The 16,862-nt window shown below is 62.9% G+C and carries 8 protein-coding genes; all 8 read left to right on the plus strand.

Annotated features, from left to right (window positions below; genetic code table 11):
- Nucleotides 1–42: 42 nt before the first annotated feature.
- The 8 genes from DQG19_RS15605 to DQG19_RS15645 all read left to right on the plus strand — a co-directional run bounded on the left by DQG19_RS15605 (nt 43) and on the right by DQG19_RS15645 (nt 16,853).
- Nucleotides 43–3,297: a SusC/RagA family TonB-linked outer membrane protein gene (locus DQG19_RS15605; RefSeq protein WP_198661770.1), complete on the plus strand. Its 3,255-nt coding sequence runs from the start codon at nt 43–45 to the stop codon at nt 3,295–3,297.
- 19 nt (nt 3,298–3,316) lie between these two features.
- Entirely contained in the window at nt 3,317–5,275 is a 1,959-nt protein-coding gene (locus DQG19_RS15610; RefSeq protein ID WP_116127216.1) for a RagB/SusD family nutrient uptake outer membrane protein, read from the plus strand.
- Nucleotides 5,276–5,287: 12 nt separating this feature from the next.
- Complete coding sequence (locus DQG19_RS15615; RefSeq protein ID WP_116127217.1) at nt 5,288–6,499, plus strand: DUF5000 domain-containing lipoprotein; 1,212 nt, start codon at nt 5,288–5,290, stop codon at nt 6,497–6,499.
- A 27-nt stretch (nt 6,500–6,526) separates the two neighbouring features.
- Nucleotides 6,527–7,735, plus strand: a complete 1,209-nt coding sequence (locus DQG19_RS15620; RefSeq protein ID WP_116127218.1) for a DUF4998 domain-containing protein — start codon at nt 6,527–6,529, stop codon at nt 7,733–7,735.
- A gap of 167 nt (nt 7,736–7,902) precedes the next feature.
- Nucleotides 7,903–11,379, plus strand: a complete 3,477-nt coding sequence (locus tag DQG19_RS15625) for a VCBS repeat-containing protein (RefSeq protein ID WP_116127219.1) — start codon at nt 7,903–7,905, stop codon at nt 11,377–11,379.
- Nucleotides 11,380–11,438: 59 nt separating this feature from the next.
- Nucleotides 11,439–13,022 (plus strand): glycoside hydrolase family 30 protein, encoded by a 1,584-nt coding sequence (locus tag DQG19_RS15630; protein ID WP_116127220.1) that lies wholly within the window; start codon nt 11,439–11,441, stop codon nt 13,020–13,022.
- Nucleotides 13,023–13,491: 469 nt separating this feature from the next.
- Nucleotides 13,492–13,851, plus strand: a complete 360-nt coding sequence (locus tag DQG19_RS15640; RefSeq protein ID WP_116127222.1) for a DUF805 domain-containing protein — start codon at nt 13,492–13,494, stop codon at nt 13,849–13,851.
- Nucleotides 13,852–14,099: 248 nt separating this feature from the next.
- Nucleotides 14,100–16,853, plus strand: a complete 2,754-nt coding sequence (locus DQG19_RS15645) for a MopE-related protein (protein WP_116127223.1) — start codon at nt 14,100–14,102, stop codon at nt 16,851–16,853.
- Nucleotides 16,854–16,862: the final 9 nt, after the last annotated feature.

Genomic DNA, 16,862 nt, shown 5'->3' on the forward strand with positions numbered 1-16,862 from the left:
ACAGCTATGTCCACGGTCGGCCGGCCACCCTACACTCCACATATGAAATCTCAACTCCCCCAATTGAAATCCATGGGACTATTAAAATTACGCGCTTTCCCGGCACCTGCGGGTACCCGCCTCACGGTACTCCTGCTGTTGTGTGCGCTGCTGAGCGGCACCGGATTGTACGCCGCGAAAACCGCTTTCCAACAAACTCCCGCCGCCCGCACCGTGACCGGTGTCATCAAGGACGGTACCGGAATGCCGCTGATCGGAGCGACCGTCCTGGCGAATAAGTCGCAGGAAGGAACGATCACCAACGTCGACGGCGAATTCACCCTGCCGGTAACCCCGGCCGATGATAGCCTGTACGTCACCTATATTGGTTACGAACCCACCCGGCTTGCTCTCTCTAACAAGTCTGTCTTCACGGTCATCATGAACGAGAGCGCCAACGCCCTCGAGGAGGTGGTCGTGGTCGGCTTCGGCACTCAGAAGAAGGAAAGCCTGGTGAGTTCCATCACCTCCATCGCGCCGGACGAGATCAAGGGGCCTACCGGCAACCTGACCAATATGATGGCGGGCCGCGTGTCGGGTATGATCGCCTTCCAGCGCAGCGGGGAGCCCGGGGCAAACAATTCGGACTTTTTCATCCGGGGACTGAGCTCTTTCGGATCCGGCAAGGTGAACCCGCTGATCCTGATCGACGGCGTGGAGTCCACCACCACGGATATGGCCCGTCTGCAGCCGGACGATATCGCCAGCTTCTCGGTACTTAAGGATGCGGCGGCTTCGGCGGTCTACGGTGCTCGGGGTGCCAACGGGGTAGTACTGATCAAGACCAAGATGGGCCGCGCCGGGGAAACCAAGTTTCACTACCGCCTGGAGACGAACCTGTCGGCCAACACCCAAAATTTTGCCCTGGCCGACAACATCACGTACATGCAGCTGGCCAACGAGGCCGCGCTGACGCGCAACCCCAATGCCGTCCTGCCCTACAGCCAGAACAAGATCGACCGCACGGCGGCCGGGGGCGATCCGCTGCTCTACCCCAGCAATAACTGGATCGACGACCTGGTCAAGGACTACGCCGTCAACTTCCGGAACAACCTGGCCGCCAGCGGCGGCGGGGAAAAAGTGACCTACCACCTTTCCGGCACCTACAACGTGGACAACGGCGTGCTGGACGTGGACGGCATCAACAACTTCAACAACAACATCAAACTGCGCAACTACTCCCTGCGCAGCAACGTAGAGCTGAACCTGACCCCTTCCACGGAGGCAATTGTGCGCGTCTACGGGCAGTTTGACGACTACAACGGACCGGTCGGCGGCGGCGGCAGGATCTTCAACTACGCGCTCTGGAGCAATCCGGTACAGTTTCCGGCCGTCTACCCCACCGAAAGCCTGCCCTTCATCGAGCACCCGCTTTTCGGCGGCGCACCGGCGGCGGGCGGCCGTACCCTCCTCGTCAATCCCTACGCCCAGATGGTGCGGGGCTACCAGGACAACAAGGCCTCTACGGTGCAGGCCCAGGTGCAGCTGACGCAGGACCTCAGTTCCATCACGGAGGGCCTGAGTCTGCGGTCCATGGGTTACGTCCGGCGCTATTCCTACTACGAGGTGTCGCGGCGGTACAATCCATTTTACTACCAGGGCGCCCTCAGCCCGATCGACAACAGCCTGGGCCTGAACGTGCTCAATGGCGGCTTTGAGGGCAGCATCGGTCTGCCCGGGCAGGAGTTCCTCAACTACAACGAGGGGCAGAAAAATCTGGACTCGCGCATCTACAACGAAACCGCGCTGAACTACAACCGCACCTTCGGTCGTCACGCCGTTTCGGGTATGCTGCTTAACCTCATCTCCAGCTTCGAGACGGGCAACTCCGGTACCGTCCAGAGTTCGCTACCGACCCGAAACCACGGCATCTCCGGCCGCTTTACCTACGGCTTCGACAACCGCTACCTCCTGGAGCTCAACTTCGGCTATAACGGCTCCGAGCGTTTCGCCTTGGGCAACCGCTACGGCTTTTTCCCCTCCTTCGGGCTGGGCTACCGCATCTCCAACGAACGCTTCTGGGAGCCCCTGGCCCAGGTCGTATCCAACCTCAAACTGCGGCTCACGTACGGTCTGGTGGGCAACGACCAGATCGGCGACGTGGACGATCGGTTCTTCTACCTGTCCAACGTCAACCTGAATGACCTTGGCTACGGAGCAAACTTCGGCCTGGACTTCGGCTACGGCCGGCCCGGCATCTTCAACGCCCGCTACGCCAACTACAACATCGGCTGGGAAACCTCCGAGCAGATCAACGTGGGCTTCGACCTGGAGCTGTTCAACTCGCTCGGCATCATCGTGGACGTGTTCCGGCAGCGGCGCGAAAATATCCTCCAGGAACGTACCAATATCGGATCCACCGTGGGCCTGACGGCCATTCCGTCTACGAACTTCGGCAAGGTGGAGAGCAGCGGATTCGACGGTTCAGCCACGTACAATAAACAACTGGGTCGCAACTGGTACACGCAGCTGCGGGGCAACTTCACCTATGCCACCAACAAAATCCTGGAGTACGATGAGGTGTCCTACCCGAGCGAGTTGTCCTACCGCTCCGTGATCGGGCAGAACGTAAGCCAGCAGTACGGCTACATCGCGGAGCGCCTCTTCGTCGACCACGAGGAGACCCTGAACTCCCCCCAGCAGATTGGCGAATACACCGGTGGCGACATCAAGTACCGCGACGTGAACGGCGACGGACGCATCAACCAGAACGATATGGTCCCCATCGGCCACCCCACCGTGCCGGAGATCGTCTACGGCTTTGGCGGTACCGTCGGTTTCAAAAACTTCGACTTCAGCCTCTTTTTCCAGGGCGTAGCCCGCACGTCGATCTTCATCAGCCCCTGGAACATTGCGCCCTTCGTCACGAACGTGATCGATCAACTGGATAACAACACCCTGAGTGCGCAGAACGGACTGCTGCAGATCGTGGCCGACGACTACTGGTCGGAAGCCGACCGCGACTCCTACGCTTTCTGGCCCCGACTCAGCGACCAGTTCGTGGAAAACAACAACCAAAATTCCACCTGGTGGATGCGCGATGGGGCCTTCCTGCGCCTCAAGTCCATCGAGGCGGGCTACAACCTGCCGGACGGCCTGCTGTCGCGGATCGGCATCGAATCCATGCGGGTGTACGGCAGTGCCTTCAATCTCGGCGTGTGGAGCCGCTTCAAGCTCTGGGACCCGGAAATGGGCGGCAACGGACTGGGCTACCCCATCCAGGTCGCCTATAACCTCGGCATCAGCACCAATTTCTAAGACAATTCCCCCTCAGATCATGATAAATCATACTAACCCTACCTACCGCCGGCGGGTACGCAGGTACCTGAAGTTGCTGGTGGTCTTGCCGGTTCTTCTGGTCCTGGCATCCTGCGAAAAGACCCTACTCGACGTGGTCCCCGATAACGTGGCTACCCTCGACCGTGCCTTTTCGCTACGCAACGAGGCGGAGAAGTACCTTTTCACCTGCTATTCCTACCTGCCCGAAAACGGGAATCCGGAGTTCAACATCGCCATGTTGAGCGGCGACGAGATCTGGATCCCGCCGCAGGATGCCTCCTTCAACAGCTTCGGCTTCGACATCGCGCGCGGACTGCAGCGCGACTTCGATACCTACCTCGACGCCTGGGAGGGACGCTACCAGGGCGGCGGGCCGGGCGACCGGTATCCGATGTGGGACGGTATCCGGCACTGCAACATCTTTCTGGAGAACATCTCCGACGAGGGTAAGGTCCCGGACCTCTCCGCCGCGGAGCGGCTGCGCTGGATCGCGGAGGTCAAATTCCTCAAGGCCTACTACCATTACTACCTGATGCGGATGTACGGCCCCGTACCGATTATGGACCGCGCCATCCCGGTGGACGCGCCGGAGGAGGAGCTGCTGGTCTCCCGCCAGCCGGTGGACGAGGTGGTGGAGTACGTGGTCGGCCTGCTCGATGAGGCCTTCGAGAATTTACCCCAGGTGATCACCGAGAACCAGACCGAACTGGGGCGGATCAACAAATCCATCGCCGCGGCCGTCAAGGCCGAGGTGCTGCTGACCGCCGCCAGCCCTTTGTTCAACGGGAACACCGACTTTGCCGGCTTCCGCACCCCGGAGGGCACCCCCTTCTTCAACCAGACGGTGCAACCCGAGAAGTGGCAGCGGGCCGCGGAAGCGGCACTGGCCGCCATCGAAACGGCCGAAGCGAGCGGCCACGGCCTCTATACTTTCAACGCGGGAGCCTTCGACATCAGCGATACCACGCGCACCAAGCTTTCGGTATCCCAGGCACTGACCGACCGCACCAGCGAGGAGGTCATCTGGCGGAATACGCAGAGTACGACCGACTACCTGCAGCGGCTGGCCGGCTGGCCGATCCGGGCGGAGCACGGCCACGGGGACGGCCGTAAGTCGCTTTCCCCCCCGCTAGAAATGGCTAAGCTTTTCTACACCAAGAATGGCGTACCGATCACGGAGGACAAGACGCTGGACTTCTCCGATATCGACAAGCTACGCATCGCGGACGAAGACGACCGCTACCTCATCGCCGAGGGATTCCGCACCGCCCGCCTGAACTTCGACCGGGAACCCCGCTTCTACGCCAACCTAGGTTTCGACGGGGCCATCGTGTACCTGGAAAGCAGCGGAGCGAACGAGACCCAGTACACCATCCGCGCCAAATTCAGCGACTTTGCCGGCAGCAGCGACGTCTTCAACTACAACGTGACCGGCTACTACCTCAAGAAGCTGGTCGACTACCGCTACAACTACACCACCTTCATGACGATCCGGAACTACGCCTGGCCGGAAATCCGCCTCGCGGAGCTCTACCTCGCCTACGCCGAAGCCCTCAACGAGTGGCAGGGGCCGACGGATGAAGTACTTGCCTACCTGGACCCGATCCGGGAGCGGGCCGGCCTGGATGGCGTACAGGCATCCTGGGACAACTACTCCGTCAATCCCCTGAAGTACACCACCAAGGAAGGCATGCGGGAGATCATCCGCCAGGAGCGAAAGATCGAGCTGGCCTTCGAGGCCAAGCGGTACTGGGACATCCGCCGCTGGAAAGAGGCCACCCGGGAATTCAACGAGCCCATACAGGGCTGGAACGTCTTCGGCGACGACGACGACAGTTACTACCAGATCGTCACCCTGTTCCAGCAACGCTTCTCGGCCCCCCGCGATTACTTCTGGCCCCTCAGCGAAGGTACCCGTCTTCAGAACCCCAACCTGGTACAAAACCCCGGCTGGTAAACATAAAGAATCATGAAATCACTAGCAATTTTCCGACTGGCGGTACTGCTTCTTCTGTCAGCGGTGATCCTATCCTGCGAACCCGAAGAAGGCCCGATGCCGCTGACCGCGGATCCGACGCCCCCGGGCCCGATCACCAACGTGGAAGTAAACAATATGCCCGGGCGGGTGGAGCTGCGTTATACCCTACCGAGCAGTGAGAACCTGCTCTACGTACGTGCGAACTACACCCTGGAGAGCGGCAGGGAAATGGAAGTGAAGGCTTCCTACTACAACAATTCAATGGTGCTGGAAGGCTTCCGCGGCGGCGAACAGGCGGTGCCGGTGCAGGTAAGCACCGTCAACCGCAGCGAAGTGGCCTCGGAGCCAATCGAAGTCATGGTGTCGCCGGCCCCGGCGCCGATCTTCGACGTCAAGGAATCCCTCTCCCTTACGCCGGACTTCGGAGGCCTGCGCGTACAGGCTGAGAACCCTACGGGAACCGACGTGGCTATCCTGATCATGATCCGCGACGACGCAGGCGACTGGGAACCCATCCCCAATAGCATTTACACCAGCCAGGACACCGTCAACCAAGCCATCCGGGGGTACGACACGACGGCACTCGATCTGGCCATCGTGGTGCGGGACCGGTGGCTGAACAACACCGATACGCTGTTTCAGACCATACAGCCCCTGTTCGAGACGCTCATCCCGACCAGCGGCTACCGACCCATCAAGCTGGCCAACGACCCGCCACCCTTCTCCTACCACCAGATCGAGGACCTGTGGGACGGCCTGCTCACCTGGCCCGACGTGTACCTCACCCTGCGGGACAACCCCGCCGAAAACCATACGGTGACCATGGATATGGGCACCGTAGCGAAGCTGAGCCGGGTCAAGATGTGGCAGTTCCCGGAGCCCATCGGGGGCATCCAGACCTACTATTACCTCGGCGTAATGAAGCACTTCAAGATCTGGGGCCGGACCGACCAGCCAGACCCTTCAGGATCGTGGGACGGCTGGATCGAGCTCGGCGAGTACATCGTGGAGAAGCCCTCCGGGCTGCCCTACGGACAGCAGAGCAACGAGGACGTACTGAAGGGGCAGTCAGGGGAAGACTTCCAGATCCCCCTGGATGCCCCGCCGGTCCGCTTCATCCGTATTCAGAACCTCGAGAATTGGGCTGGCCGCGAGTCGCTCGCCATTTCCGAAATGCTGCTCTACGGCGACCCCAACCAATAACTGACCCTGTCAACAAGAATAGCGACTATGAAAAATTTCCTCTACCACCCCCTTACCTGGCTCTTCGCCCTGGTCATTTTCGGGTGCTCTCAGGACAGCGAATACTACAAGACCTTCGTCGACGGGGGCGAGATACCCTATACCGGCAAGATTGACTCGGTAGAGGTCTTCTCGGGCCTCAATCGGGTACGCGTACACGGGATCATCGATTCGGATCCGAAGGTCGAGGAACTGAGGATCTACTGGAACCTGCGCAACGATTCCGTTTCGGTACCCGTCGCCAGGAACTCGGGTACGAATACCATATCTGTTATGATCGACGACCTGCCCGAAAATATTTACACCTTCGAATTCGTGACCTTCGACGGAAAGGGTAACCCCTCGGTATCCCAGTCGGTCACGACCGAAGTCTACGGAGAGCGGTACACCAGCACCCTGTTCAACCGGCCGCTGTCCGGCAATGACCTTACGGAGGATACCCTCACGGTGACCTTCGCCAACATGGACCGCAGTACCGGAGTGATCGGCACCGAGATTGCCTACACCAGTACCGCGGGCACCGAGGAGACGACCTTTGTGGACATCGACGACGAGCAAGTGGTCATCACGAACTTCGAAAGCGGCAGTACCTACCGCTACCGCACCGCCTTCGTGCCGAACGCAACGGCCATCGATACCGCCTATACCGCGTACCAGTCGGTAACCCCGATCGCCGTACCCAAACTCGGTAACGCCGAGATTCCCTTCGTGGCCGCCGCGACCGACGGGGGCCGGTGGGGCAACCTCGCCGAGCCCTGGAAAACCAACCAGGCCGCCCAGAACCACAATGGCTACGGCGGCTGGGACGGCGGCTGCTGCGGGGTGCCGGCTCCGAACTTCAATATCGAATCGGGGTGGGGTGCGCCTGCGGTCGTGGACGGTAAAATCTACCAGAGCGTGGATGCTCCCCCCGCTACCTACGAGCTGATCGTCGACGTGATCGACACCAACCACAGCCTCGACGACGAAGGCGGTGCCTATTTCGTGGTGACGACGAGTGATACCCTGCCTAACGTAAGCGACCTTGCCACCTCGCCGGACGTACTAAACTTCAGCCGTATCAACGGGGTACGCCTCTACGTGGTGCAGTTTACGCTGGAGGAAATGTCTAACATCACGGTGGGTCAGCTGACCACCCAGGGTGATCAGGGTCGCTTTGCCAATATCCGTTCCTTCGAGCTGGAGATCGTAGACTGATTTAGCGCCCGCAAGTAGGGCGTACCTACAGTATCTGATGTCAGCGGGGCGGTAGGGATATCCTGTCGCCCCGTTCTTTGTACTCCCGCCGGGACCGGCACTCCTTCGGTGGTATTCTCCGCACCTGCGGCCGCGCCCCGGCCGGAACACTAAATTTTTTGCCACCTATGCTGTTCATGCACCGCCAGTATGGAGGTCCTCCGGCGCTTCGCGCCCCGGGACCCGGGGGGGCCGTGGTGGCTACGCTCCTCCTGTGCACCCTGGGGCTGGTCGGGTGTGGCGACAGTAGCCCGCGATTTACGTCCCTGCCCGCATCCCGGACGGGTATCGGCTTCACCAACCAAATAGAGGAAACCAACGACAACAACCTCTTTACCTACCAGTACATGTATAACGGGGCCGGCGTGGGATTGGGCGACTTGGACGGCGACGGTAGCACGGATGTGTTTCTGGTGGGCAGTACCGTAGCCAACGGGCTGTACCTGAACCGGGGCAACTGGGAGTTTGAAGACGTGGCCGGGGCCGCGGGCGTGCGGGGCCGCGCCGGAGACTGGCGGACCGGGGTAGCCCTGGCCGACTTCAACGGCGACGGGCGGCTGGACATTTACCTCTGCTATTCGGGCAACACGGCGGGCGAGGGGGTCGGTGTGCCCGTACAGGAGGACCGGCCGGAGCGGGCCAACGAACTGTACGTGAACAACGGCCCCGGCCCGGACGGCATCCCCACCTTTACCGAACGGGCCGCGGAGCTCGGACTGGACGCCCGCGGTACCTTTTCTTCCCAGGCGTACGTATTCGATTACGATCGCGACGGCGACCTCGACCTGTTCCTGGTCAACCACGCGAATATGTTCAACGCCCCCTCCTTTAACCTGTCCACCCTACGCAACCAGCGCCACCCCTACTTCGGCAACCGCCTGTACCGTAACGACGGGGGGCGGTTTACGGACGTGAGCGACGCGGCGGGCATCCACGGCAGCGCCCTGAACTACGGGCTCAGCGCGAGCATCACCGATTTTGACGGGGACGGTTGGCCGGACGTGTTCGTCACCAACGACTACGACGAGCAGGATTTCCTCTACCTCAACCGGGGAGACGGGACCTTCCGGGAAGTTTCCCACACCTCCTTCGGTCACTTGTCCAAGAACTCGATGGGCTCGGACGTAGCCGATATCAATAACGACGGGCGACCGGACCTCTTCGTGGCGGATATGCTGCCCGCGGACAACCGACGCCAAAAATTGCTGCGGGGGCCCGATAAGTACGACAAGTACCAGCTGGCGGTCGACAGTGGCTTCCACCACCAGAACATGCGCAACGTGCTCCAGCTCAACGAAGGCACGGGGCCGGACGGACTGCCGCGCTTCCGGGAGATAGGGCAGCTTGCCGGGGTGGCCACGACGGACTGGAGCTGGGCAACCCTGTTTGCCGACTTTGACAACGATACCCGGCTCGATCTCTACGTTACGAACGGTTACCTGCGCGATTACACCAACATGGACTTCCTGCGCTACGCACAGGACCGAATGGGGCAGCCCATATCCTCGAGCCAGGAGAGTAGGAATAAACTCATCAATCTTGTGAGGGAGATGCCGGAAACGCGGCTAGCGAACTACCTCTTCACCGGGACCGAAGGCCCGGGCTTTACCAACCGGACGAAAGAGTGGCAGCTGGACGAAAAAACGGTTTCCAACGGCGCGGCCTACGGCGACCTCGACGGCGACGGCGACCTCGACCTGGTCGTCAACAACCTCAACCAACCGGTTTCCGTCTGGCGCAACGACCTGGGGAACGCCGGCCGCCACCACCTGCGGGTGAAGCTGGAGGGGCGCTTTCCTAACTCCGGTGCGGTCGGAACGGTAGCCGAGGCGGCGGTAGGGGGCACCACGCTGCGCCGGGAGGCCTACTACGTACGCGGCTATCAGTCCTCAGTGGAGCCCGTGCTTACCTTCGGGCTGGGCGAGGCGGAGCAAGTGGACGAGCTGCGGATCACGTGGCCGGATCAAACCGTGACGGTGCTGACCGACGTCGCCGTCGACCAGACCCTGACCGTAACACAGGAGGAGGCCACCACCTCGCCTCCCCCGCCTTCCGTGGCCGCGGCAGCGCCGGAATTCGAGGCGATCGGGCCCGCGCGGGGCATCGACTTCGTCCACCGCGAGAACGACTTCATCGATTTCAAGGTGCAGCGGTTGATCCCCTACCAGCCCTCGCGGCTGGGTGGAACGACCGCCGCCGCCGACGTGAACGGCGACGGCCGCGACGACATCTACTTCGGGGGCGCCCTGCGGCAGGCCGGAAGGCTTTATCTCTCGACGGGGGCGGAAGGCTACCGTCCGGCGGCAGCAGCCACGTGGGAAGCGGATGCGCAGTACGAGGATATGGGCTCCACCTTCTTCGACGCGGACGGCGACGGTGATCTCGACCTATACGTGGTGAGCGGCGGTAACGAGCGCGCGCCGCAGAGCAAAAAGTACCAGGACCGGCTGTACCTCAACGACGGGACGGGGGAATTCCGGAAAACGGAAGGTGTCTTGCCAACGGGGGAGACCGGCAGCGGAGGGCGGGTGATCGCGACCGACTACGACCGCGATGGCGATACGGACCTCTTCGTAGCGGGTCGGGTGGAGCCGCAGACCTACCCCCTGCCGCCCCGGAGCTACCTGCTGCGCAACGAGAGCGGCCCCGGGGGGCCACACTTCGTGGACGTCGCTGCGGAAGCGGCCCCCGGCCTGTCGCGAGGGGGTATGGTAACCGACGCCACCTGGACGGACCTGAACGGCGACGGCTGGGAAGATCTCCTGCTGGTGGGGGAATGGATGCCGGTCACGGTATACCTGAACGACGGGGGCGGGGGGTTCCGGGACGCTACGGAAGCGTATGGCTTGGCGGATTCGTTCGGCTGGTGGAGTTCGCTTGCCGCTACGGACGTCGACGGAGACGGCGATACCGACTACTTGCTGGGAAACGCGGGAACGAACCACCAGTACGCGGCCAGCCGGGAAGAACCGCTGGAGTATTTCATTCAGGACCTGAACGGCGACGCGTACCCCGACCCCGTCATGAGCTACTACCTCCAGGGTAAGCGATATCCGGTGCCCAGTTACGATGAGATGGCCGACCAGATGGCCTCCTTCCGCAAACGGTTTGGGACCTATACCTCCTACGCGGAAGCCGGCACCGACGAAGTACTCGCCCTCGGGGGGGACGTACCATTCGTCCGCTACCGCATCAACGAACTGCGTTCCGGTTGGCTGGAACGGTCCGGGGATTCCCTGCTGTTTCACCCTTTGCCCGCCGCGGCCCAGGTTTCCGTGATCAACGCCTTTCCGGTGGCCGATTTCGACGGGGACGGGCGGGAAGAAATTCTCGCCGTGGGAAATTTTTATCCCTACCGCGTCGAGTGGGGCCCGTCCGATGCCCTGCGTGGTGCGTTCTTTACTTTCCGTGACGGCCAGCTTGTTACCAGTCCGGTCGAATCCCCACTTCCGTTCTCGGGAGATATTCGGGACGCCCGGATACTGGACCCGGACAGTGCTTATCCAACCCTCCTGGTCACCCGCAACGACGGGCCCGCAGCTCTCTACGGATTCCGCCGGAAGGTGGGCGCGTCGGATGGCGCTGCCGAAACTCCGGGCCGGTGACCAGTAAATCATCCTGCACCCGTGTCGGTCATCTACCGAAAAACCTAGCATTTTATTCCATGAATTTCCGCTTCGCCTTCTGCTTCCTTATAGCCGCCTCCTGGCTGGCGGGCTGCACTTCCGCCAGTTTCGGTAGCGAACGCACCGACGACGCCACCGACGCGATCGCCTACACCGTCGATCCCGCCACCCGCTACCAGACCGTCCACAACTTCGGCGCCTCCGACGCCTGGACGATCCAGTACGTGGGTGCGAACTGGCCCCTGGAGCAGCGCAACGCGATCGCCGATCTCCTCTTCAGTACCGAAAGCGACGCCACGGGCAATCCGCGGGGCATCGGCCTTTCGGCGTGGCGCTTCAACATCGGGGCGGGCAGCGCCGCCCAGGGCGACAGCAGCGGCATCAGGAGCGATTGGCGGCGCGCCGAATCCTTCGGTAACCCCGACGGCACCTACGACTGGTCGCGTCACGCCGGCCAGCGGTGGATGCTGCAGGCCGCCCGGGACCGGGGCGTGGAGACCTTCATCGGTTTCGTCAACAGTCCGCCGGTGTGGATGACCCGCAACGGCAAGGCCTGGTCGGCGGACGGGAAGGAATCCAACCTGAAGCCGGAGCACTACGGGGACTACGCCGACTACCTGGTAGAGGTTGTGCAGGGGGTGGAGCGCACCACCGGCATCCGCTTCGACGTGCTGAGCCCCTTCAACGAGCCGCAGTGGGAATGGATGTGCTGCAAGCAGGAAGGCACCCCCTACGACAACGACGAATTGGCCGCAGCTACCCGGGCCATCAATAGCGCCTTTGCGGAATCGGGGGTGGAAGAGGTCGAAATCGGGATCCCGGAAACCGCACAGGTCGACTACCTCTACAACCCCGAAAAGGGACCCCGGCAGCGGGCCGGCCAGCTGGAGGCGTTCTTTACGCCGGAATCGGAACTGTACCTGGGTGATCTGGAACACCTGGCCGAGGAAGTATCCGTCCACGACTACTTCTCCACCTGGCCGGTGGAAAACCTGATCGCTACCCGTAAGCGGGCCTGGGAGAAGATCCAGTCCATCGACCCCGACCTGGAGTACATGGCCAGCGAGTACTGCCTGCTGGAGGACAACGCGGAGGTCAAGGGGCCGGGCCGGGACCTCGGCATCGACCCCGCTCTGTACCTGGCCCGGGTGATGCAGGCCGACTTCCTCTTCGCCAACTCCAGCTCGTGGCAGTGGTGGCTCGGCGTGAGCAATGGCGACTACAAGGACGGCCTGGTCTACACCGACGACAACCAACAGACCGGACAGGTCTACGACTCCAAGCTGCTCTGGGTGGTGGGCAACTTCTCCCGCTTCGTACGTCCCGGCGCTACCCGCATTTCTATCGAGCGGACCGACGGGACCGCCGCCGAGGAGGGCTTTGCCGCCGGGACCATCGCCTCCGCCTTTGAAAACGGGGACGGGAGCCGGGTGATGGTCTTCGTCAATCAGGGCGAAGCGCCGCAGGCGGTACAGGTGAACGGCCTGTCCGGCGGGGAAGTCAACGCCTACGTCACCAGCGGCAAGGAGGGGGACGATCTGCGCCCGGCCAAACGCTTTGCCGCCCGGGAGCCGTATACCCTGCCGGCCCGTTCGGTAGTGACTTTCGTTGTTGGCCCGTAGTCCTCCGGACGGCTTGTCCCTCAGGAGGCTGTGCCGTGCGCGTGCTTTTTCCGGTACGGTACTTTATGTGGACAAAACCCTACTTGCCGAGTATGAGACTCCTCCCGATCGGTTGTAGCCAGACCTCCCAATGGTGGGCTTCCACGGGGAATTGGAACGATGATACCGTTGCCACCCGAAGGGTGATCCACCTCGAGTTTACCGATTGGCCGCTCCCGCCGGGCTTGGCGTGGGCGGAAAGCATCGCACCTGCGTCCGCGCCGAGCGCCTAGGAATCGCCGGAGTCATGTACTGCCCGTCGGGGAAATGTTGGACACCTTCCGGAGGTGGGTGCCGCCGAGGTAGATCCGCCAGCGTAGAGGAGCTTTGGGTAACTGTTAAGGGGGCAATCAGCCCGGCGGGGCGGGGGTTTTACTTCAGGCTACCGGAAAGTATTCGGTAATACCTTTTCACCCCACACTCACCCTGTATGTTCCAGAATCCTTTCTCCCTCACGGGACGCATCCGCCGCCTCGAGTACGGCCTCACGCAAATCATCATCTTTGTCGGCCAGATTATTATCGGGGTGATGGCCGAGTTGGTGCCCGAAAGCTTTGTCATCCCGATCCTGGTCGTACCGTACATCGGCCTTTCCGTACTCGGTATCTTTCAGGGAGCGAAACGGTGCCACGACCGCGGCCACAGCGGCTGGTACCAGCTGATCCCCTTCTACGTATTCTGGATGCTGTTCGCGGACGGTGAACCCGGTGCCAATGCCTACGGACCGAACCCCAAAACGGGGAGCCTGGCTACCGACGAATCAATCCTCGACGGCGGCGAATTCGTGTAGCCGGACAGCACGGAGGCCGGTTCATCCCCCCGGCACCCGCGCTCCCGCCCCGAAAAAGCAGGTCCGCTACTTAAGCGCCTTTATCTGAAATATTGGAACTGCGGGCTCCGTTATACATTGACTTCTAAGTGTTTACCGGAGCGCCACCTGTGTCGGAGCCGTGGTTGGAGTGATTTTTCGCCCAGCCCGTCGCCTCCAGACCCCCGCCGGCCCCGCCCATCCAATACTTTCATTCGATCCATCTATTGATGAAGCGTTACCTGCTGCCCCTAACCTTCCTGCTGCCGCTATTCCTGGCCGCGCAGGCCATTCCCCATACCGTCGACCTGCTGGATGTACAACCCGAGGGCGAAGACAAGGCTATTCTGGAACTGGCCGCCTTCGCCGGCAAGCTGTACTGGGCGGCCGAGGGCGACATCAACTACTTCTCCGCCGGCACGGTGGAGTCCACCATCAGCTTCCCCGGCGGGGTGGGCATGCGCAACGGCCTTGAGGAGCTCGGCAGTGTTGGCCACCTCCACTACTTCTTTTACCCCCATAACGGTAAGGGCTACTACATCGAGGCGGACACCCGCCTGCCCGCGCCCCGCCTGCTGGAGTTCCCCCTCGCCAACGCGGCCGGCTTTACCTACTCCAATCCGGTCATGATCGACGGGAAGATCTACCTGCTCCGCGAATCCCGGACCACCGCTCCGGCCCGGCACGTCGTGCAGGTCGTGGAACTGACGCCGGCGGACGAAAGCGGGGCCTTAGTGTACCGCGATACCCTCGCCGCCGTTGACCGGCCCCTGTCGGGTACCGTCGCCGCCCACGACGGCCGCCTGTTCTTCAGCCACTTCCAGGGCGGCGGCTCCGGCCCGGCGGTCTACGACCCGGCCAGCGGAGCGGTCACCGCACTCGGAGCTCTCTCCTCCTCGGGATCCATCGATTACCACAGCACCGGCGATCACCTGCTGATCCGCTACCTCGCTCCCAATGAGCAGCCGGTCAGCCGCTTTCTTACCGACGCCGGCTACGGACCCGAGCACGGGGCCGCCGTGGAGGCCGCCGATGCAGCGGAACTCAGCGCGGGACTGGTCGCCCGGGGCCACGACGGAGACTTGTACCGCATTGACTACGCCAACGGCGCAGCCACCCACCTGGTCAGCGGCGGCGGTACCGGCGCGGGGCTATTCCAAGTGAACGGCACCGACGTGCTCTACAGCCGGCCCGACGGGGCGGGCAACTGGTGGCTGGGCCGTACGGACGGCACCGTGGCCGGCACCCGCGACGTGGCGACCATCCCCGCGGCCGGTGCCCACGGCCCGGAGGAGTTTGCCCGCTTCGGCGGCTACGTGGCCTTCCAGGCCGCCCACAAGCCGCTGTACCTCTTCGACCTGGTCGGTGAGGCGCTGCAGGAGGTGGGCGCCGACCGCTCGACGTCCGCCGCCGCCCCGGGCCTGGCCACCATCGGTGACCGGCTGTACTTCGCGGCCGCCGATGCGAGCGCCGGGCGGGAGATCCACTACGTCACCGTAGACGGGCAGACCACCGTCTCCGGCCTGGCCTTCCTCGACGCCAACGGCAACGGTGCGCAGGACCCCGGAGAAAAGCCCGCCATCAATATCGCGGTCGACATCACCGGAGGCGAAGACCGCCGTGTCTACACCGACGCGCTGGGTGCCTTCCGCTTCGTGGCCGAAGACGGGGCCGACTATACCGTGACCACCGCCCCCGACTGCTACACGCGCTCGACCGCCCCGGCTACCTACTCCTTCACCTACCACATGGCCAGTCCGCCGGACCTCCGGTTCGGGTTCCAGCCCACCGGCAACGCGGCCAGCCTGCGCACCCACCTCAATGCCGGCCGCGTCCGGTGCAATACCGACGCCCCCTACTGGCTGACGGTGCAGAACGACGGCTGCTTGCCGGTCAGGGGTACGGCTACCGTGACCCTGCCCGCCGGCGTCACCCTGACCGAGGCCAGCCCCGCCACCACCACGCAGTCGGGACAGGAGCTGACCTTCGCCTTCGATACGCTGCAGTCCGGCGAGAGCTTTTACGTCCTCCTCGACCTGGCCATGCCCGACGAAACCTTCGCCGGTACCGAGATCGCCGTGACGGCCGCAGCTACCGCCCGTACCGCCGACGCCACGCCCGCCTCCGACGATACCACCTACGCCACCGAACTGCGCTGCGCCGTGGACCCCAACGACCTCCAGGTGAGCCCCTACCGCGAAGATCCTACCCTGAGCAACTACACCCAGCTCGACGAAACGCTCCGGTACACCATCCGCTTCCAGAATACCGGCAACGACACCGCCTTCGACGTGCGGCTGGAGGACGACCTCAGCCCCCTGCTGGACCTGAACACCTTCACCCCCGTGGCGGCCAGCCACCCCTACACCGTGCGGATGCGCGAGGGCGGCCAACTGGTCTACCGCTTCGATGACATCTTCCTGCCCGACAGCAACGTGAACGTGGCCGGCAGCCAGGGCTTCGTGACCTTCGAGATCCGTGCCCACCAGCACCTGGCCGACTTCACCGTCGTGGAGAACACCGCCGGCATCTACTTCGACTTCAACAAGCCGGTGATCACCAACACCGTACGGTCCACCTTCGTATCGGACCTCGACAAGGACGACGACGGCTACCACTTCTACCTCGACTGCGACGACCTGAACCCCGCCATCCACCCCGGCGCGAAGGAGCATACCAACAGCGGTACCGACGAAAATTGCGACGGGATCCAGGCCACTACGTCCGTAGCGGAAGCGCTCGGTGGCACCCTATCGGTATACCCCAATCCCGCCGGCCACTGGCTGCGGGTGGACCACTCCGGCGGCAAGTCGCTGCGGGCCGAGCTCCGGGACGCCACCGGTCGCCTGCTGCGGGCTACCCGCTTCACGGGGACGCTCACCCTGCCGACGGAGGGCTACCCGGCCGGCGTGTACCAGCTACGGGTGTCCGATCCGGCTACCGGTGCCGCTACCGTGCGGCGGGTCGTACTCGGACCGCGTTAGCCGGGCGCC

It is taken from the genome of Lewinella sp. IMCC34183 (assembly GCF_003390915.1).
GTDB lineage: Bacteria > Bacteroidota > Bacteroidia > Chitinophagales > Saprospiraceae > Neolewinella.

Coding starts and splice junctions, on each gene's coding strand:
- DQG19_RS15605 (WP_198661770.1), top strand. CDS start 43: ATGAAATCTCAACTCCCCCAATTGAAATCCATGGGACTATTAAAATTA.
- DQG19_RS15610 (WP_116127216.1), top strand. CDS start 3,317: ATGATAAATCATACTAACCCTACCTACCGCCGGCGGGTACGCAGGTAC.
- DQG19_RS15615 (WP_116127217.1), top strand. CDS start 5,288: ATGAAATCACTAGCAATTTTCCGACTGGCGGTACTGCTTCTTCTGTCA.
- DQG19_RS15620 (WP_116127218.1), top strand. CDS start 6,527: ATGAAAAATTTCCTCTACCACCCCCTTACCTGGCTCTTCGCCCTGGTC.
- DQG19_RS15625 (WP_116127219.1), top strand. CDS start 7,903: ATGCTGTTCATGCACCGCCAGTATGGAGGTCCTCCGGCGCTTCGCGCC.
- DQG19_RS15630 (WP_116127220.1), top strand. CDS start 11,439: ATGAATTTCCGCTTCGCCTTCTGCTTCCTTATAGCCGCCTCCTGGCTG.
- DQG19_RS15640 (WP_116127222.1), top strand. CDS start 13,492: ATGTTCCAGAATCCTTTCTCCCTCACGGGACGCATCCGCCGCCTCGAG.
- DQG19_RS15645 (WP_116127223.1), top strand. CDS start 14,100: ATGAAGCGTTACCTGCTGCCCCTAACCTTCCTGCTGCCGCTATTCCTG.